We start from the raw sequence: 18778 nt of genomic DNA on the forward strand, positions 1-18778 counted from the left end.
GAGGGGTTTCGACAAGCTCAACCCGCGGGGGGTCGCCTTGATTCGGTCCCTAATCGTCCTGGGAGTAGACCAGCGCGGTGTAGGGACCGATGCTGAGCTCGGCCGAGGCTTGTTGGTGGTCCCACGGGATGGGTGCGGCGTCCAGGTCGGTGGCGTGGGTTGCACCGAAGTCGTGGCCGAACACCGGGGCGTCGCTGTTGCATCGCAACTGCCAGGTGCCGGCTCGCGGCAAGCCGACGCGGTAGCCGTCGATCACCTGCGTCGAAAGGTTGACAGCGACGATGACGTCGTCGCCGGGACCGCCTTGCCACCAGCGGTGATAGACCAGCACTTTGCGCTGATCGTCGACCCGCAGCAGTGCAGTGTGCGGTCCACGCAGCCCGGCGGTGGTGCCGTCGAGGTCTCGGCGCAGGCGGATGAACTGCCTGGCCAGGTGCAGGAAGCCCGAATGCCGATGGGTCTTGTCCCAGGACAGCGGGACACGGTCGTCGAACCATCGGTCTTCGCAGAACTCCTGGCCCTGGAAGAGCAGCGGCATGCCGGCCGAGGTGAGCACCAGCGCGAGACCGAGCGCCGCGCGCTTCCGGGCCGGCCAGGAGTCGGCGGCGCCCGGGTTGATCGTCTCGGGGAGTCGCGATCGGCCGTTGGCTACCTCGTCGTGGGATTCGGTGAAGATGACCCGCTCGTGTGCGGCGCGCAGGTAGTGACCGGTGACCGCGCGGGCCACTGCCGTGGTGTCCCGGTCGGCGTCCCAGGGCGTTTCCAGGGCACGCCGGACGGGGTGCACGAAGTCGGCGTCCCATTGGGAGTGGAAGCCGAGCCCACCGTGCTCGGGTGGCGTGGTGACCAGCGGATCGCGTTGCATGTCCTCGGCGATGAGCAGTTTCCAGGGCTGCCGCACGCGGAGGTCGGCGGTCATCGCGGCCAGGTGGCGGTGGCCGCCGCCGATCCGCTCCCGGGGGTGATGGATGTTGCCCCAGCGGGACCGGATGTAGTTGGTGCCGTCGAAGCGCAGGCCGTCGACCCGGAACTGCTCCAGCCACATCACCGCCGAGTCGCGCAGGAAGTTGCGGACCTGCTTGCGGTCGTAGTTGGGACGGGTGGCCCCCCAGGGGGTGAGTGCCCGACGGTCGTTGTAGAAGTACTGCCCGCCGTAGCCGCGGCGGTAGCTGCCGTCGAAGCGCCACAGGTCGAGGTCGGTCGGGCCGAGATGGTTCTGCACCACGTCCAGGATGACCGCGATACCGCGCTCATGGGCGGCCCGGACGAAGCGGGCGAACGCCAGCGGACCGCCGTAGCTGGTGTCGATGGTGAACAGGTGGGACGGGTTGTATCCCCAGCTGCGCGGCCCGGCGAAGCTGAACGGCGGCATCACCTCCACGGCGTTGACGCCGAGCCACGCCAGGTGGTCGAGCCGGCCGATCGCGGTGTCGAAGGTGCCGGGCCGGTCCCCGTCGGCGGCGAAGGTACCCACATGGAGCTCGTAGAGGACGAGTTCGTCCCAACCCGGCATGGTGAAGGGCTTTTCGCCCCAGTCGATGGCGGCGGGGTCGAACACCACCGCGTTGCCGCGGCTGTGGGTGACTTCACGGGCGAACGGGTCGATTCGCCACCGGTACGGTCCACCGCGGCGGATCAGGAATTTGTACTGCGAGCCGCTCCGGGCCTGCGGCACGAAGGCCGACCAGGTGCCCGACCGGGCATGGTCGGGAGCCAGCGGGACGCGGCCGGCGGCGTCCCAGCCACTGAAGTCGCCCGCCACGTGCACCGTGCGGGCGTTCGGCGCCCAGACCCGGAAGGTAACTCCGCCGTGATGCGGGACGGCACCCATGCCTGCATGGGGGGACGGAGCGATCGGCACGCTGAGACAGTACGCGGCCGCTCTGACACTCTGTGCGGGTCAGCGCCATCTGGCCGTGTTGAGCACAGCGCTCGACCTGGGCTAAAGGAAGTGCTGATCATCGTTGGTCGAGCTTGTCGAGACCTCTCCGGCTAATGGTTTCGGCGCGCTCGATCGGCGAAACCCAGGCACTGATCAGCGCACCCCTAGACCCTGCCGGTGCGGTCGTATCAGCCGCTTGGCGGCGAGGGCCAGGGTTCTGGCCGCGACTGCTGGATCCAGCAGCGTGCTCGGATGGGCCTGCATGAAAGTCACGTCGGAGAATCTGCGAGCCAGCTTCACGTCAGTGATGGTCCCGTCGATCAGCATCGACGCGTAGGCGCCGCCGATTCGTGACATCAGGGTGTCCCGAGACTCCACATGAGGAAGGGCGAGGTCCGGGCCGGCTGAGGTCTGCCACGCGGCGTCCACAATGACGCGTTGCAGGTCGAAGAAGGTTCGCGCCGGCCGGTCGAGGTCGGGCCTGGAGGTCAGGTACTCCGACAGGCAGGAGGCGTGCAGCGCCGCTGAACTCATCCCTTGACCGTAGATCGGGTTGAAGGACGCGACGGCGTCCCCGACCACGACGAGCCGGGCGGGAAAACGGCTGACCGCACGGAAGTCGCGGCGCCGGCTGTCCGCCTGGGTGTAGCCGACAATGGGCTCGAGCAACTCACCGGCCGACGCCTGCGGGAACGGCGGTGGCAGCTTGGCGCAGATCGTCCGCAGATCCTCCGGGGTGCGTCCGGGCTTGTCGGCGCCGAATCCGCCCATCATGACGATCCAACGGTCGCCTTCCACGGCGTCGATGACCGACGGCGCCACACCGGGCGGCGTCCGGCCGACTCCCCAGGTCGCGAAGCAGAAGGCGACTTCGGGATCGGCCACGTCCCGGTGGAACAGGGCGGTGGTGTAGTTGATGTCGACCCGCATCCGCTCCAGCGGCGGTGCCGGCCAGCCGGCCTCTTCGAGCCAGCGACCGATCCGGCTGGAGCGTCCGGTGGCGTCGACGACCAGGTCGGCCGCCAACCGGTCGTCGCCGTCGAGCCGGACGCCGGTAACCGCCTGGCCGGTGATCTCGAGGGCGGTCGCGCGGCTGCGGACGACGCTCACGTCCGGCAACGCGAGGGCGCGGCGGCGCAGCACGGACTCCAGGAACGGCCGGGTGCTCATCACCATCTCGGCGCCGGGCACGGCGACCTTGAGCCGGTCGTTGTAGTAGACGCGGGTGTTCTGCGCGGTGGCCAGGCCGGCGCCGCCGGCGAGCAGTTCTTCGGAGAAGCCTGCGTACCAGCGGTCCAGTTGGACGCGTCCGGCCGGCAGCAGCGAGTGCACCTGGCGGGCCTGCGGAACACCGTGCCGGGGTGCCGCGTCGTCGGTCAGCGAGTCGGGTTCGACGATCACGACATCGTCGAAGTGGTCGGTCAGGACCCGGGCCGCCAGCAACCCGGCGATGCTGCCGCCGAGGACGACCGCGCGTCCACCCAGCCGTCCGGAGGGGATCGGGGGAGCGGAGGTACTAAGCCGGTGGAAGATCTGCGCCGGCGTCGACCGGTTCATCGGTTCGTCCCGGACGGGTTGGCGGTGGTGCGCAGGGCGGTCGATGAGGGGGTGTACCGAATCCGCATGGTCGGAGTCTACGCACGGGACACCTGCGGAGATTCGGCTCGATTGCGTGTACACCGGATAGGGAAGTCGCCGACGCCGGATAGGGAACCTTTCCCGATTTCCGTGACGTGGGTTCTGCCTAGCGTCGGAGATGCCATTGAGCGACGAAACGAAGGAGACGGAAATGGCACTCTTCATGGACACCCACGACCTGCCCGGGGTGACCGCAGACGCGGTCGCCGAGGCCCATCGCAAAGACCTCGAGGTTCAGCAGCGGCACGGCGTCGACTACTTGAACTACTGGGTCGATCCGGCCGCCGGCAAGGTGTTCTGCCTGGTCGACGCACCGTCGGCGGAGGCGGCGGCGCAAGTTCACCGGGAAGCGCACGGCCTGGTCGCCGACACCATCTTCCAGGTGGAGCAGGGATGAGGGCCGGGCCGCTGCTGAGCGGGTTGGCGGCCGCTCTGATGCTGTTCGCCGGGTGCTCGGCAGCCGGCCCGGCATCGACGCCCAGCGCCAGCGGGACCGGTCATCACCCGTCCGGGCCGGCGACGGGGGAGTTGCCGGCGACCGATCGTGCGGGCGTCCTACGAGCCACCGCGGGCGCCCAGGACGTCAGCATCGCGAGGGCCAAGGGCTACGAGAGTTCGTTGACCACCCTGGGCTGCTTCCAGGATCCGCAGCAGGGCGGCATGGGTCTGCACTACATCAACCAGAAGCTGCTCGACGATCGGGTGGACGGCCTGAATCCGGAGGCGATGGTCTACGAGCTGGACGCCCGGGGCAAGATCGCGGGCCTGGTGGCGTTGGAGTACATCGTGCCGATCGATGCCTGGCACGCCACCGAGCCGCCGACGCTGTTCGGGATGCAGTACCACCGGCATTCGACGTTGCCGCTGTGGGTCCTGCACCTGTGGATCTGGAAGGACAACGCCAACGGCCTGTTCGCCGACTTCAATCCGGCGGTCCGGCTGTGTCCGGACGGGGTGCCGGTGTTCGGTCGTGATCTGCCGAAGCCGCAGCCTTCGACCTCGGCCAGCAGTTCGCCGAGCGCCAGCCCGTCCGGGCGTTGAGGAGGTGCTGCTCATCGCCGGTCGAGCGTGTCGAGACCCCTCTGGCAACGGGTTTCGACACGCTCAACCGGCGAAACCCGCATCAATCAGCGCCATCCCAAGGCGCCGGGGAGTTCAACGGGTGGGGGCCTCGATCGGGGTGGCCACGGACGCGGCCTCGCGGCGACTGGCCACCCCGAGCGCGGCCAGCACCGCCGACACATGGTGGTCGACGGTCTTGGCCGAGATGAACAGCCGGCCCGCGATCTCTTTGTTGGTCAGGCCGGCGTGGAGCAGTTCCAGGATCTGCTGCTGGCGCTGGGTCAGGCCGAGCGGGTTCCGCCGGGTGGACGGCCGGCGTCCGGTCGCGGCAGCCCGCTCGCCGAGGCCGCGCAGCCGGGACCGGGCCAGCCGCGCGGCACCGTCGGCGCCGAGCGTTTCCAGCCGGGCCAGCGCCTCGCCCAGGGACGCCGGGTCGCCCTGGTCGATCAGTGCCAGGGCCGCCCGGTAGGCGCAGCCGCGGGCGTCCCAGTCGGCCGCGGACTCGGTTCCGGTGCTGCCGTCGAGCCGTCGCCGCCAGCGCTCCACCTCGGCGCCGGCCGCCGGGTACGTCGGCGCCACGGTCGCCGCTGCGACAGCCAACTCGGCCCACGCGGCAGCCTCGTCTCCGGCCAGCCAGAGCAGTTCGACCCTGGCCAGCCGGGTCAGCACGATCCAGGGTGCCTCCCGGAGGGAGTCGGCCCAGCCGACCGCGGGGTCGAGCACCGTTTCAGCGGACTCATCCCCGCGCCGCATCCGCACCTGCGCGAGGGCGACCCGGGAGGTCAGCTGGTTGACCGGGGACGAATTGGTGGCCAGCACCTCCTCGGCAAGTCGGACGGCGTCGTCCCAGCGGCCCAGCTCGGCCAGCGCCAGCGCTCGCCGCCCGCGCAGGCAGGAGGCGTAGGTGGCCAGCTCACGGTCGTCGCAAAATGCCACGCCGCGCCGGTAGTCGGCCTCTGCTTCGACGATCCGGAATGAGGTGACCAGGAACTCGTGGAGCGTGCTGTACGTGGCCCCGGCCAGGTGATCGAGCCCCTCGCCGACCGTGAGTTCGAGGGCTCGGCGCAACGGCGTCTCCCAATCGCCGCTCGACCGGAAGGCGGCCTCGGACTCGATCAGCAGCAACTGTGCGCGTAGATCGAGCATGCCCAGCGATTCGGCGATCTCGCGGGCGCGATCGGCGTCCTCGACCAGGGCATCGAGACTGCGGGCGTCGGGGCAGCGGTTGGCGTACGCCCAGCCGAGTTCGGGGGTGGCGCCGAGGGGCTCCAGCACCCGGACCGCCGCATCGGAGTACCGCACGGACTCCTCACCGCGGCAGAGCCGCCACATCACGATGCCGAGCCGGCGCAGGTCCTCACCGATCCGGAGCGGCTCGTCCAGCGTCCGCCAGAGCTCGATCGCGGCCAGTCGCTCGACCGCAGACTCCTCCCAGCGATCCAGGAAAGTCAGCTCCGTGGCCAGCGCGTCCAGCAGGCCGGCCCGCTCGACCACCTGCTCAGCCCGCAGCAGCCGCAGCGCGCGCCGGTACTGCACGGTCGCCTCCCGGTGCGCGCCCAGGCCGGCGGCCCGCCTACCTGCCGCGGCGGCGAACCGGGCACCCTCGGCGCGGCGTCCGGCCTGATCGGCGTGGAAGGCGAGCCGGGCGGTGTCCTCGCACTCGCCGGCCAGCAGCCCGTCCAGGATCCGCCCGTGAAGTTCCAGCCGGCGGTGCGGGCTGATCGCCGAGTCGATTGCCAGCCGGGCCAGCTCGTGCCGGAAGCGCAGGGACGCGCCGTCGGCCTGCACCAGTCCCGACCGGACGGCGTCGTCCAGCTGGTCGGCGGAGACCCCGGCCGCCAACGCCACCTCGGGTCCGATCCGGCCGCCGATCAGGGCCAGCGTCTCCAGCCCGGTCCGGGACGGCCCGGGCAAACTCATCGCCCGGCCGAGGACGGCGTCGCGTGCCGAGTGCGGCAGCTCCGCCGACCCGGCGGCGAGCAGCTCGGTGAGGAAGAAGGCGTTGCCACCGGTCAGTTCGAAGAGCTGCACCGGGTCCAGCCCGGACGCCGTCGCCAACTCGCGGACGGCGTCCAGATCGAGCGGATCGAGGTGGATCTGCCGGGTGCCCCGCTCGCGGGCCAGCTCGCCGAGGGCCGGCCGCCAGGCGTCGTCGCCCTCGGGGGCGTCGGTGCGGTAGGTGACGATGATCAGCGTCCTCAGCCGCCCCACCCGGCGCGCCAGGAAACGCAGCAGGTCCAGCGTCGCCTCGTCGGCCCAGTGCAGATCCTCGAACACCAGCACGGTCGGACGCGGACCCGCGAGCGCGCCGGCGACCGCCGCGAAGACTTCCACCCGCGGGGCGTCGGTGCGGAGCAGCCCGGTCAGTTCGGCGTCCAAGCCCGCCGCGACGTCCAGCAGCGGCCCGAGCGGACGCGGGGTGAAGTGGGCCTCGCAGGCGCCGGTCAGCCAGCGCACGCCGTCCAGTTCGGCGCGGAGCGCTTCGACCAGGGTCGACTTGCCGACGCCGGCCTCGCCGGCGACCACGACCAGGCGTCCGAACCCGGACGCCGCCGCGGCCGCGCAGTCGGCCAGTTGCTGCAGCGACCGGTCCCGTCCGACGAGAGCCATGGGGTGAGTCTGCCACCGTGGCCCCGGACCGAGTACCGGCACGGCGGCCCGGGGCCTAGGCTGACCAGGACGTGAACCATGCTGGGCAACGGAGGGCCTCGTGAACCAGCGCTTACCGCAGATCGTCGGCGGCATCGTTGCCGCGGCGCTACTGGCGAGCGGGTGTGCCCCGGCGATCCCGCAGGAGCGGGCGCCGGACGGCTGGCAGCTCAATGTTCATCAGGCGGGCGAGTGGTGGACTCAACCGCTGATCCCGCGTGCCGTGGTGCTGCAACGGTGTCCGCCGCGACCCGGCTGGTGGTCGGAGCCCGACCTCTCCCGGGTGACGGCGCTGCCTCCCGGAAGCGACGTCAACTACTCGTTCTGGACCGACGACTACCACTGCGACATCGGCTGGACGCATGCCCCGAGCCAGGTGCGGGTAGCGCCCGCGGAGCGCCGGACCGAGGCCGGGCTACGGCGGATCTGCTCCGCCAGCGGCCTGCGGCTGGACGACGCTTGGCGCTACCTCGGCCACAACCGGATGGGCCGCAGGGACGACCAGCAAGGCGAGGTCTCCACCGCGGCCTTCATCGATCAGCACGGCACGGTGGTGGGCTGCCTGGTGGGGTACGACCTGGTTGACCACGGCATTGGCGCCGACGTGGAGTTGTCGGTCGGAGTAGCCGCGGCACACACGACCGGGAGTCCCGCCTGTCCGGTCACGGCGCGCAACCTGGCCCGTGCCAGCGGCGGCACGGTAGAGACCTACGAGTTGCGCGGAGCGGGTGCGGTCCGCGGAGACGACGGACGGGTGCTGACGCAGGCGGCGACGCTGCGGGTCGGCCTGGCCGGCGACACGGTCACCACCACTCACCCGGTCGTGGACGGGATCGCGATCGTGCATGCGTCGGTTGAGCCGAAGGCTGCGATCCCGCTCGACTGGGACCATCCGCCGGCGGTCGAGGGCGAGATCCTCGACAGCCGCGGCACGGTGCTGGCCAGCTGTCGCGGGTAGGACGATGCGACCGAGCGCGGTGTTCCTGGACTGCTACGGCACGCTCGTCGCCGACGACCGGCCGGCGATCGAAGCCGTGGTCAGCGCCACCGCGCGCCGAGTCGGGGCGGACGCCGAGCGTCTCGACCGCGACTGGTACGCGCGCTTCCGGGCGTTGTGTGCCGAGCGTTCCGGGCCCGCGTTCGGCACCCAGCACGACCTCGAGATCGAGGCGATGGGGGACGCCGTCCGCGCCCAGGGTGCCGTACTCGGCGCCGGCCCGCTCGGCGAGCTGATCCGGCCACTGTTCCGGTACTGGCGCAGCGCCGCGCCGTTCCCCGATGCGGTTGCGCTGCTTGAGGGCTGGCAGGGCTGTCCGCTGCTCATCGTGTCGAATATCGATCGTGCGGATCTGGACCAGGTGCTACCCACCCTGCCGCCGGTCGCCGCCGTGGTGACCAGTGAGGACACCCGCGGCTACAAGCCCGATCCGGCGGTGTTCCGCGCCGCTCTGCAACTGAGTGGGGTCGCGGCGGCGGACGTGGTTCACGTCGGCGATTCCTGGGAGTCGGACGTCCAGGGCGCGATCGCCGCGGGGATCACACCGGTGTGGCTGGACCGGTCCGGTGCCGGCGGGTCGACGCACCGGGACGGCGTGGCCCGGATCTGCGGCCTGCGCGAGTTGCCGCGGTGCATCGAGGCGTTGCCGACGCGGCGCTGACGGCCGCCCGCTGGTCGAGCTCGTCGAGACCGGGGACGCGTGAGGGGGCGACCCGCTGAAGCAGCGCCTCTCAACCTTTCGGGCCTGGTGGGGGCTCGGGCCGGCACCGGTAGCGTGGCGTCATGGAGGCGACCGCGTACTGGACGGTGGCGCCGGGCGAGGGCGAATTGCGCCGCGAGAGCATCGCAGAACCCGGGCCTGACCAGGTGCGGGTCCGGACGTTGGCGTCCGGACTGAGCCGGGGCACCGAACTGCTCGTCCACCGGCATGCCGTCCCGGAGTCCGTCCGGACCTTGATGCGCTGCCCGTTCCAATCCGGCGACCTGCCCGGCCCGGTCAAGTACGGCTACCTCAGCGTCGGTGTCGTCGAGGCCGGTGCGGCGCACCTGCTCGGCAAGCGGGTGTTCTGCCTGCATCCGCACCAGGACTTCTACGTCGTGCCGGCAGCCGCGGTCACCGAGGTCCCGGACGGCGTCCCGGCCGAGCGGGCGGTGCTGGCCGGAACCGTCGAGACCGCCGTCAACGCGCTGTGGGACGGCGGCCCCCGGATCGGTGACCGGGTCGCGGTGATCGGCGCCGGCATGGTCGGGCTGAGCGTGGCCGCGCTGCTGCGGCGATTCCCGCTCGGACGGCTGGAGCTGATCGACATCGACCCCGGGAAAGCGGACGTCGCGGCGGCGATCGGCGTCCCGCTGGTCGCCCCGGAGAGCGCGGCCGGTGACTGCGACCTGATCTTCGAGGCGTCCGCGAACGCCGACGGCGTGGCCACCGCGCTGCGGCTGTGCGGTGACGAGGGCGAGGTGATCGAACTGTCGTGGTTCGGCGAGACCCGGCCGAGCCTGCCGCTGGGGGCGGAGTTCCACGCCAGGCGGCTGACGCTGCGAGCCAGCCAGGTCGGCCGGGTCAGCCCGGCCCGGGCGTCCCGGCGGACCACCGCCGACCGGCTGAGGCTGGCCCTCGAACTGCTGCGCGACAACGCCTTCGACGCGCTGCTGGCGCGGGCGGTGCCGTTCGCCGACCTGCCCGAGACGCTGCGCCAGATGGACGCCGGACGCGGCACCACGCTGTGCCAGGTGATCGGCTACCCACAGGAGGACGCATGTACGAACTGACCGTCCGCGACCATGTGATGATCGCGCACAGCCTGCCCGACGAGTTCTTCGGCCCGGCCGCCGGCCTGCACGGCGCGACCTTCGTGGTCGAGGTCACCTGGAGCAGGCCCGACCTCGACGAGCACGGCGTGGTGATCGACATCGGGGCGGCGTCTGCTCGGCTGAAGGAGATCCTGGCCGACCTCGACTACCGCAACCTGGACGAGCACCCGGCCTTCACCGGCAGGTTCAGCACCACCGAGGTGGTCGCCGGGCACATCGGCGACCGGCTGCGCGCCAGCATGGACCTCACCGGTTTCGCCGCCCTGTCGGTGCGGCTGCGGGAGCACCCGGACGCCTGGGCCACCTACCGGGTCGAGCTGTAGATGGCGCTCACCTTCGTGATGCCGCGGCCGTCGGTGCCGTCCGGCGGCCACGCCTACAACCAGGCGATGGTCGCGCACTGGCCGGGTCCGCCACCGGCCACGGTGCAGTTGGACGGCCCCTGGCCGCGGGGTGACGACTCCTCGCGCCGTGCCCTGAGCGCGGCGCTGCAGAACTCGGATGCGGTGCTGCTGGACGGGCTGGTCGGTGCCGCGGCCCCCGAGCTGATCGAAGAGGAGGCCGCCCGCGGCGCCCGGATCGTGCTGCTGGTGCACCTGCCGCTGGCCGCCGAAGGCGGGTTGTCGGACGCGGACCGCCGCGAGTTGGCCGCGCTGGAGCGGCGCAGCGTTCGGGCGGCGTGGCGGGTGCTGGCGACCAGCCGGACGGCGGCGTCCGACCTCGCCCGCAGCACCGGCCGCAGTGACATCGTCGCCGTCCCGCCGGGCGTCGAACCCGCGCCGGCAGCTGAGCCGCACGATCCGCCACGGCTGCTGCAGGTCGGCTCGATCGGCCCGCGCAAGAATCAGCTGACCACCTTGGTAGCGCTCACCGCCTGCCTGGACCTGCCCTGGACCGCCACCTTCGTCGGGCCCGTTGCCGATCCTGACTACGCCGAACGGTTCCGGGCCGGGTTGGGTGGCGCCCGGTCGGGGTGGGCGGGGCCACTGCAGGGTGCGGAGCTCGCCACCGCGTACGCCGAGGCGGACCTGCTGCTGCACCCGGCGCACGCCGAGACCTGGGGCATGGTGGTCACCGAGGCGCTGGCCCGAGGCGTCCCGGCCATCGTCGGCGCCGGTACCGGTGCGGTCGAGGCGCTCGGCAGCGGATCGCCCGACGTGCTGCCCGGTGCGGCGGTGCCGTCCGACGACCCGGGCGCGCTCGCCGAACAGCTGCGGCGTTGGCTCGCCGACCCGGCGTTGCGCGACGAGTGGCGGCAGCGTGCCCAGCGGGCTCGGACCGCGCTGCGCGGCTGGCCGGAAGCGGCGGCGGAACTCGCCCGTGCGGCGGCGAAGCAATGAGCCGGCCCACGCGTCCGATCGCCGCGGACTGGCTGGCCCTGCGCGTCGCCGCCGACACTGCCGCCCGTGACCGGGCCACCGGATTCGTCGCCGACTGGGTGGCCGCGACGGACGCGGTGGAACCGGCCATCGTCGACATCGGGGCCGGGACCGGAGCCAACCGCGCGTATCTGGCGCCGCGACTGGGACGTCCGGCGCACTGGGTGCTGCTGGATCACGACGCCGACCTGCTGGCGGCACCGCAGCACGGCCGTGCGCAGCGGGTGGTCGGCGGCATCGACGCGCTCGACGCGCTGATCGCCGCCGGCGCCGACCTGGTCACCTGCTCGGCCCTGCTCGACCTGCTCACGGCGGCCGAACTCGACGAACTCGCCGAGGTGCTGGCCCGGCACCGGACGCCGGCGCTGTTCAGCCTCACCGTCGACGGCACCAGCCGGCTCGACCCGGCACACCCCGACGATGGTGTCGTGGCGAGCGCCTTCAACGCGCATCAGGCCAGAGACGGACGTCCCGGTCCGAACGCCGTCGACCACCTGACCGCTCGCTGCGCGGCGGCCGGCCTGAGTGTCCGCCGCGCGGACACGCCGTGGCTGCTGGACGCCGGCTCCGCGCCGCTGGTGGCCCGATTCATGACCGAGCGTTCGGCCGCCGCGGTGGAGGCGCAACCGGAGCTCGCGGAGGTTGCCGCCGGCTGGTTGACCGCTCGGCTGGCCAGCCTGGACGCCGCCGACCTTCGCCTCCGGATCGGCCACGTCGATCTGCTGATCGGTGCTGGCTGAGCCGACGAAACCCCTGGTCAGTGCGCCATCGATGGGTCTCGACAAGCTCGACCAGCGGAGGATGGTGTTCTACGCACTCGAGGGCTCGATCGGGTCTCGACAAGCTCGACCAGCGGGTGGTGATCTCGACCAGCGGCGGTGAGCTCGGCGGGGCGTCCTAGCGCAGGACCAACTCCACGCAGCTGTCGTCGCCGAGCGCGAACCGGCGCGACGGCCAGCGCGGGGCGTCCGCGATCCGCTCGACCGCGGGCACCCGGACGCCGGGCACGCCGTCGCCGAGCATCACCGGCACGGTGGTCAGGAACAGCCGGTCCAGCGCGCCAGCAGCCAGGAAGGACGAGACCGTGCGGCCGCCGCCCTCGACCAGCACCCGGCGAAGCCCCCGCGTCCGCAGTTCGCGTAGTACGACCTCGGCTGACCATGGGCCGGCGCCGAGCCGGACCCGCGTGACATGGGACGGCAGCCTCGGCGCGTCCGCCCCACCGGGCCCGGTCAGCCACAGCGTCGGTGCGTCGGGGTGGGCCAGCACCCGGGCGGACACCGGGATGCGGCCGCGCGGATCGAGGATCACCCGGGCCGGGTTGCTCCCGGAGGCGAGCCGCACGGTCAGCAGTGGGTCGTCGTTGACCACGGTCTGAGCGCCGACCAGCACCGCGTCGGCCAGCCCGCGCAGCTGATGCAGGTGCCGGTGGTCGGCGTCGCCGGACAGCCCGGTGCCGTCACCACTGCGGGTGGCCAGGAAGCCGTCGATGCTCTGCGCGCTTTGTGCGATCACCCATTCGTCCTGGGCGTTGAGCCAGTCGTAGCGGCCTTCGTCCGGCGCGTCCGGCAGCTCGGCGGTCGCGTCGGTGGGCACCACGGCCGCCACCACCATCGGTCGCAGTGCGGTCGTGGCACGATCGTCGTGCCGCATCCGTTGCCGTTTGGTGCGCAGGTACCGGGCGTTCTCGGGGCGGACCGGCACCGCGGCGCCGAGCCGCTCGACCACCGTCACCCTGAGCAGGCACAGCGCCTCCTCTTTGGCGGGGTTCGACGACAACAGCCGGATCCGCTCGACGCCCAGGTCGCGCAGGATCTCCGCGGCCTGGCCGTAGTCGCGGGAATCGGCCGGGTGCCCCAATCGCAGGTTGGCGTCGACGGTGTCCAGCCCCTGATCCTGCAGCCGGTAGGCCCGCAGCTTCTCGACCAGGCCGATGCCGCGTCCCTCATGACCCCGGATGTACACCAGGACGCCCTCGCCGGCCTGGGCGATCAGCGCGAGCGCGGCGTCCAGTTGTTCTCCGCAGTCGCAGCGTCGCGAGCCCAGCGCGTCGCCGGTCAGGCACTCCGAGTGCAGCCGGACCAGGGGAGCGCCGGAATGGGCCACGCCGTCCTCGATGCCCTGGGACAGACTGACCAGTTCGGTGCCGTCGTCGGCGCGGTAGCCGACGATCCGGAAGGTGCCGTGCCGGGTCGGCAGCACCGATTCGGTGACGCGTTCGACCAGCCGGCCGGAGCGGGAGTGTTCGGCGGTGATGGCTATCGCCTCCTGTCAGGCATGCTTGGTCCGCTCGGTACCAGCGGGGCCGCGCACCCGGTTCGCATGCTGGGGACTTACCCCGGTTGGCGCCGCTGACGCACGCGGCGCAGCACCAGCCACCCGACGAACGCCAGCAGTGCCGCCCACAGTACGTAGTTGAGGTAGCCGGAGTACCGGTCGACCAGCTGGTACTGGGTGCCGAGCAGTGCACCGAACCCGATCAGCAGGCCGTTCCAGATCCCGCTGCCGGCGATGGTAAGCAGGCTGAAGCTGCCGAGACTCATCCGTTTCGCTCCGGCGGGCAGTGAGATCAGGCTGCGGACGCCGGGGATCAGCCGGCCGAAGAAGACCGAGGCCTTGCCGTGCCGTTCGAACCAGTCCGCGGCCTTCTCGAAGTCCTCGCGGTCCACCAGCGGGAGCTTCGACAGCGCCGCGATGGATCGTTCCAGACCCAGCATCGAGCCGAGCCCATACAGCGCCATCGCGCCGAGATACGAGCCCACGGTGGCCGCGATGACCACCAGCGGCAGGCTCAGCCGACCCTGGGCGGACAGGAAACCGGCGAGCGGCAGGATCGCCTCACTCGGGATCGGCGGGAACACGGTCTCAAGCGCCACCAGCAGACCCACACCCCAGGCGCCGACCGCATCGAGCACGGACTCGGCCCAGCCGAGGATGCCGGTCAGCTCCAGCGGGAGGCTCACGGTCTGGCCCTTCTGATCGGCAGACGGTTGGGATCGGGTGTAGCGATGCGCGGCTGGGGGAGTGGTCGGCGCTTTCCTCGATGCTAGCGACGCGCTGATCAACGCCGGTCGAGCGTGCCTGGACCCGGGACGCCGTGGATCCGGACCGGGTGGCGATCGGGAGTAGATTCTCCGGCGGGACGCGATACAAGGACGGTGGACGCCGATGGGTGCAGACGATGCCCTGGTGAACGCCGCGATGCGGGTCATCGGCGCCAACCACTACCTGACTATCGGCACAGTCGACCCCGATGGCACGCCGCGACTGAGCCCGGTCCGCTACGGCCGGATCGGACACCGGCGGTTGTGTTGGGGGTCGATGCCATCGGCGCGGCACAGCCTGACCATCGCCGCCAGACCCGAGATTCGCATCGTGATCTTCGACTCGCACGCCGAAGACTTTCAGGGCGAGGGCGTCTTCCTCGCCGCCACCGCCGCCGAGGTCGCGCCGGACGACCTGGAGCGGGTCTGCTCGCTCCTTGGCTCCCCGGATCCCGAGACCTTTCGGGGCGACTCCGCTTTCCGGCTCTATCAGGCATGCATCACCGCTTGTGACGTCCATATCGGCAGATTCCACCCGGTGTGCTCGGACGCGGCGTCGACGTCCGGCAAGCGGTACAGCTCCCCGACGAGTAGGGCCACCCACGCATCGTCAGAGACTCGCCGGATTACCGTGTCCTCATGGACGACGTGAATCCCGCCCCTGCTGAGCCCGGGATTGCCGTCGCGCTCCTGCAGGTGGCGATGAGGGCGCTGGCCACAGCGGACTGGCCGGCGCTGCGGGCCTGCTGTCACCCCGATGTCGTGTGGCATGTGCCCGGCCGCAGCCCCTTAGCCGGTGACCTGGTCGGTGTCGACCCGGTGGTCGCTCGCTTTCAGCGGATGCGGTCGGCCACCGCGTCCGATCAGCCGGCCGAGCTGGTGAGCCTGCTCGCGGGCGCTGACCACGCGGCCGTCGTCCAGCGGAACTGGATCCAACAGCCCGACGGCAGCCGGCCGGTCTTCCTGGTGGTCACCCTGGTCCGGGTGCGGGACGGACTGATCGTCGAGTTGTGGAACCTGGTCTCGGATCAGTACGCGATCGACGAGCTGTGGACGCGCTACGCGCCGCCGGCGCTCTGACCGCTCGAAGGACGTTCGGGCCCGGCGGGACGCTCCACCACGATGGTCACCTTGGCCACCACCGCGGCGATCGCCCCGGCGCCGAGCAGCAGCGGCGCCACCAGCGCGGTGATCGCGCCCACGGTGAGACCCGCGTTCAGCGGAACCTCGAGCAGGGTCTTGCCGCCCCGCTTCAGCGTGATCCGGCGGACATTGCCCTCGCGGATCAGCTCCATGATCTTGCCGACCACGTTGCCGACGGTCACCTCGAACTCTTCGGTGCTGCCCTTCTCCGCCATCTCTCCACTCCCGAACGGTGTGGCCAGTGCCGCCTGGCCGGTGCCTCCGATTCTTCCCCGCAAGGCAAGTGCGGGATCCGGTGGTCTTCGTCGGTCGAGCTTGTCTAGGCCTGTACACGCTCCCTGACAGGGGTCTCGACAAGCTCAACCAGCGTTAGGCGGCCAGATGGAAGGTGCTGGCGAACCGGTCGAGCAACTCGACGCGTCCGTGCAGCACCTCGACCACCCCGGTCTCGATGGCACGCTGTGGTGCCAGCTCGCCGGAGATCAGCCGGTGGATGCCCGGGCCGGTGGCGAACGCCAGATCGGCCACGCCCGAGCCTCGGTCGACCGCCAGTCGGGCACCGTCAACCCGGACCAGGAGCTCGGCCGCACCGACCTGCGCCGCGTACGCGGTTGCGGGCAGACCGGCCGCGACCGGGGCGCAGAAGGCGGTCCGCAGGGCCATGGTCAGCGCGTCGGGGGTGATGATCTGCTCGTCGCGCGGGTCGCCCATGGCCTTGAAGCCCCAGGCGCCGAGAGCCAGCACGACCGGCTCGAGCTCACGCCCGTACGGCGTCAGCTCGTAGACGATCACCCGTGAGCGAGGCGCCCGCCGGATCACCCCCGCCGCCTGCAGTTCCTTGAGCCGGGCGGCCAGGATGTTGCTCGGGATGCGGGGCAGTCCCGCGGCGAGTTCGCCGTAGCGGCGCGGCCCGACCAGCAGGTCGCGGACGATCAGCATCGCCCAGCGTTCGCCGACGAGTTCGAGGGCACGAGTGACGCCGCAGTACTGGCCGTAGTCGCGTGCGGCCATCGACCTCAGCCCTGCTGGCTGGCGACGGCCTGGGGGCCCTGCTCGGAGGCGACCGGGTCCATCCAGCCGAACTCGATGATGTTGCCGTCCGGATCAGTGAGCTGTCGCTGGTACATGAACCCGTAGTCGGACGGCGATTGGGGTTCGGTCCCGCCGGCGGCCAGTCCGTTGGCGACGGCGGCGTCGACGGCGTCCCGGCTGTCGAGGAAGATCGCGGTGGACACGGTGGGGTTCTTCGCCGGATCGCCGATCGGGAGCTCGGTGAAGGTTTGGAAGAACTCGCGGACCAGGATCATGAAGTAGCTGTGACCTTCCTCGACGACCACGCAGGCCGCGTTGTGGTCGCTGAAGAGCGGATTGATGGTGAAACCGATTCCCGTGTAGAACGCCTTGGCGCGCTCCAGGTCGGTCACCGGCAGGTTGACGAACATCGAAATCATCGGGGTCTCCTTTGTGGACGGGTGTGGACTGGGGTGACGACAAGACTTGCAAAAAACAAGTGAGCGGTCAAGAGGCCGGCGACCGCAGACTTCGGCTGATGTCTTCGCACCCGGGCGCTGGCGCACGGTCCCAGCCCGCGCACGCCGGACGACGCAGAATGTGCCGGCCGGTCCCACGACGCAGAACTGGCGTTGGTGGCCGTCGGACAGTCCGGCTAGGTTGCTGCCCACGTCCATCCCGAAGCCCGATTCCCTTTCGTTGCGGACGGCTGGACGGCCGGTTCTTGCCGGACGTGCAGGGGGCGTCGGCAGCTCACTGACCTGGTGGACACCCAGGCGGAAGTGCGCGACGAACGGAGAAGCAGCGTTGAATGCCGCGATTGCGAAGGGACTGGCACACGCCGACCAGACCGAGGTCGTGACGGTCGGCCGGGGGGTGCTGGCAGGCACCGGCGAGATCGTCGCCAGGGCTCTGGACGTCGGCAACGCAGTCATGGTGGTCGCCGACGAGCGCACCTGGGCGGCGGCGGGTGCGGCGGTCGAAGAGTCGTTGCGTGACGCAGGCCTGCGGGTGGTTGAAGCTCTCGTGTTCCCCGGCGCGCCGGCGCTGTACGCGGCCTATAAGCACTGCGAGACCATCCGGGAGCGGCTGCGGCACACCGGTGCACTCGCGGTCGCGGTCGGCGCCGGAACACTGAACGACCTGGTGAAGCTTGCCTCGGGTGAACTTGGACGGCCGTACACGGTGGTCGGCACGGCAGCGTCGATGGACGGCTACACCGGTTTCGGTGCCCCGATGATCCGGGACGGGGTGAAGGTCACGCTGCCGTGCCCGGCGCCCCGGGTGGTGATCTTCGACCTGGACGTCGCCGCCGCGGCCCCGCCGAACATGGTCGGCTCGGGGTACGGAGACCTCTCGGCCAAGATCCCCGGGGGAGCGGACTGGCTGCTCTCGAATGCCGTGGGTTGGGAGCCGCTGCATCCGCTCGCCTGGGAACTGGTGCAGGGCGGGGTGGCCGAAGCGCTGGCCCGCCCGGCCGACCTGGCCGCCGGCGACGCCGAGGCCTACGCGGGCCTGGTCAACGGGCTGATCCTGTCCGGACTGTCGATGCAGGTCTACGGCGGCACCCGTCCGGCCTCGGGAGCCGAGCACTACTTCAGCCACCTGTGGGAACTCCACCACCTCGGCCAGGACTGGGACCCGCCCTTGTCGCACGGCTTCAAGGTGGCCATCGGCACGCTGGCGATGTGCGCCTTCTATGAACGTTTCCTGGCTCGCGACGTGACCGCGGAAGCGGTCGAGCAGGCGGTGGCGGCCTGGCCGGAGTGGGAGGTGATCGAGGCCGACATCCGCTCCCGGCTGTCCGGCGTGCTCGCCGACCATTGCGCGCGGGAGACCCGGGCCAAGTACATTGAGGCGCCGGCGCTGCGCGAGCGGCTGAGTCACGTCCTCGACAGCTGGAGCGAACTCAAGCCCAGGATCGAGGCGCAGTTGCTGCCGGCCGGCGAGTTGCAGGCGATGCTGAAGGCCGCGGGTGCTCCGAGCGTGCCTGCCGACATCGGGCTTACGCCGATCCAGGTCAAGGACACCTTCCTGAGCGCGGCCTACTACCGGTCGCGGTACAGCGTCCTCGACCTGGCCCGGGAACTCGGCTGGTTCGACGAACTGGTGGACGAGGTGTTCCAGCCGGGCGGACTCTGGACCTGAGTGGCCGAGG

General features: G+C 71.1%; 19 protein-coding genes. 11 read left to right on the plus strand and 8 right to left on the minus strand.

The genetic code is table 11. The features are described from left to right. Positions 1-49: 49 nt before the first annotated feature. A complete protein-coding gene (locus QM711_RS01580; protein ID WP_415095963.1) occupies positions 50-1861 on the minus strand; it encodes an alpha-amylase family glycosyl hydrolase in 1812 nt (603 codons plus the stop codon). A 174-nt stretch (positions 1862-2035) separates the two neighbouring features. Next, entirely contained in the window at positions 2036-3439 is a 1404-nt protein-coding gene (locus tag QM711_RS01585) for an FAD-dependent oxidoreductase (RefSeq protein WP_415095964.1), read from the minus strand. Between the two features lie 232 nt (positions 3440-3671). On the opposite strand from QM711_RS01585, the gene QM711_RS01590 reads away from it, so the two are divergent. Beyond that, entirely contained in the window at positions 3672-3917 is a 246-nt protein-coding gene (locus QM711_RS01590; protein WP_415095965.1) for a DUF4242 domain-containing protein, read from the plus strand. Next, positions 3914-4561 carry a hypothetical protein gene (locus QM711_RS01595; RefSeq protein WP_415095966.1) on the plus strand — a complete coding sequence of 216 codons (648 nt, stop codon included), beginning with the start codon at positions 3914-3916 and terminating at the stop codon, positions 4559-4561. The genes QM711_RS01590 and QM711_RS01595 overlap by 4 nt, the downstream gene beginning before the upstream one ends. A 114-nt stretch (positions 4562-4675) precedes the next feature. Here QM711_RS01595 and QM711_RS01600 read toward each other — a convergent pair whose 3' ends face one another. Next, a complete protein-coding gene (locus QM711_RS01600; RefSeq protein WP_415095967.1) occupies positions 4676-7192 on the minus strand; it encodes an ATP-binding protein in 2517 nt (838 codons plus the stop codon). A 100-nt stretch (positions 7193-7292) separates the two neighbouring features. Here QM711_RS01600 and QM711_RS01605 point away from each other — a divergent pair, with 100 nt between their 5' ends. The 6 genes from QM711_RS01605 to QM711_RS01630 all read left to right on the plus strand — a co-directional run bounded on the left by QM711_RS01605 (position 7293) and on the right by QM711_RS01630 (position 12162). Further along, entirely contained in the window at positions 7293-8189 is an 897-nt protein-coding gene (locus tag QM711_RS01605; protein WP_415095968.1) for a hypothetical protein, read from the plus strand. Between the two features lie 4 nt (positions 8190-8193). Then, positions 8194-8889 carry an HAD family hydrolase gene (locus QM711_RS01610; protein ID WP_415095969.1) on the plus strand — a complete coding sequence of 232 codons (696 nt, stop codon included), beginning with the start codon at positions 8194-8196 and terminating at the stop codon, positions 8887-8889. A 122-nt stretch (positions 8890-9011) separates the two neighbouring features. Next, positions 9012-10001 (plus strand): zinc-dependent alcohol dehydrogenase, encoded by a 990-nt coding sequence (locus tag QM711_RS01615; protein WP_415095970.1) that lies wholly within the window; start codon positions 9012-9014, stop codon positions 9999-10001. Then, positions 9989-10366, plus strand: a complete 378-nt coding sequence (locus tag QM711_RS01620; RefSeq protein ID WP_415095971.1) for a 6-pyruvoyl trahydropterin synthase family protein — start codon at positions 9989-9991, stop codon at positions 10364-10366. The genes QM711_RS01615 and QM711_RS01620 overlap by 13 nt, the downstream gene beginning before the upstream one ends. Further along, positions 10367-11383: a glycosyltransferase family 4 protein gene (locus QM711_RS01625; RefSeq protein ID WP_415095972.1), complete on the plus strand. Its 1017-nt coding sequence runs from the start codon at positions 10367-10369 to the stop codon at positions 11381-11383. Continuing rightward, positions 11380-12162, plus strand: coding sequence for a class I SAM-dependent methyltransferase (locus tag QM711_RS01630; protein WP_415095973.1), 783 nt, complete (start codon positions 11380-11382; stop codon positions 12160-12162). The genes QM711_RS01625 and QM711_RS01630 overlap by 4 nt, the downstream gene beginning before the upstream one ends. Before the next feature lie 157 nt (positions 12163-12319). On the opposite strand, the gene ribA is transcribed toward QM711_RS01630, so the two are convergent. Then, positions 12320-13684 carry a GTP cyclohydrolase II gene (gene ribA, locus QM711_RS01635; RefSeq protein WP_415096854.1) on the minus strand — a complete coding sequence of 455 codons (1365 nt, stop codon included), beginning with the start codon at positions 13682-13684 and terminating at the stop codon, positions 12320-12322. A 71-nt stretch (positions 13685-13755) separates the two neighbouring features. Next, positions 13756-14385: a DedA family protein gene (locus QM711_RS01640; RefSeq protein WP_415095974.1), complete on the minus strand. Its 630-nt coding sequence runs from the start codon at positions 14383-14385 to the stop codon at positions 13756-13758. A gap of 205 nt (positions 14386-14590) precedes the next feature. On the opposite strand from QM711_RS01640, the gene QM711_RS01645 reads away from it, so the two are divergent. Then, complete coding sequence (locus QM711_RS01645; RefSeq protein WP_415095975.1) at positions 14591-15118, plus strand: pyridoxamine 5'-phosphate oxidase family protein; 528 nt, start codon at positions 14591-14593, stop codon at positions 15116-15118. Continuing rightward, complete coding sequence (locus QM711_RS01650; protein ID WP_415095976.1) at positions 15106-15546, plus strand: nuclear transport factor 2 family protein; 441 nt, start codon at positions 15106-15108, stop codon at positions 15544-15546. The genes QM711_RS01645 and QM711_RS01650 overlap by 13 nt, the downstream gene beginning before the upstream one ends. Here QM711_RS01650 and QM711_RS01655 read toward each other — a convergent pair. The 3 genes from QM711_RS01655 to QM711_RS01665 form a co-directional block, all read right to left on the minus strand. Continuing rightward, positions 15525-15824: a DUF4342 domain-containing protein gene (locus QM711_RS01655; protein ID WP_415095977.1), complete on the minus strand. Its 300-nt coding sequence runs from the start codon at positions 15822-15824 to the stop codon at positions 15525-15527. The genes QM711_RS01650 and QM711_RS01655 overlap by 22 nt on opposite strands. Positions 15825-15978: 154 nt before the next feature. Next, on the minus strand, positions 15979-16620 hold the full coding sequence (locus QM711_RS01660) for a winged helix-turn-helix transcriptional regulator (protein WP_415095978.1): 642 nt from the start codon (positions 16618-16620) through the stop codon (positions 15979-15981). Between the two features lie 5 nt (positions 16621-16625). Next, on the minus strand, positions 16626-17060 hold the full coding sequence (locus QM711_RS01665; RefSeq protein WP_415095979.1) for a VOC family protein: 435 nt from the start codon (positions 17058-17060) through the stop codon (positions 16626-16628). Positions 17061-17427: 367 nt separating this feature from the next. Between QM711_RS01665 and QM711_RS01670 the strand changes: the two genes are divergently transcribed. Beyond that, positions 17428-18768 carry a sn-glycerol-1-phosphate dehydrogenase gene (locus QM711_RS01670; protein WP_415095980.1) on the plus strand — a complete coding sequence of 447 codons (1341 nt, stop codon included), beginning with the start codon at positions 17428-17430 and terminating at the stop codon, positions 18766-18768. Positions 18769-18778 lie beyond the last annotated feature (10 nt).

It is taken from the genome of Micropruina sp. (genome assembly GCF_047602385.1).
Taxonomy (GTDB): domain Bacteria; phylum Actinomycetota; class Actinomycetes; order Propionibacteriales; family Propionibacteriaceae; genus Micropruina.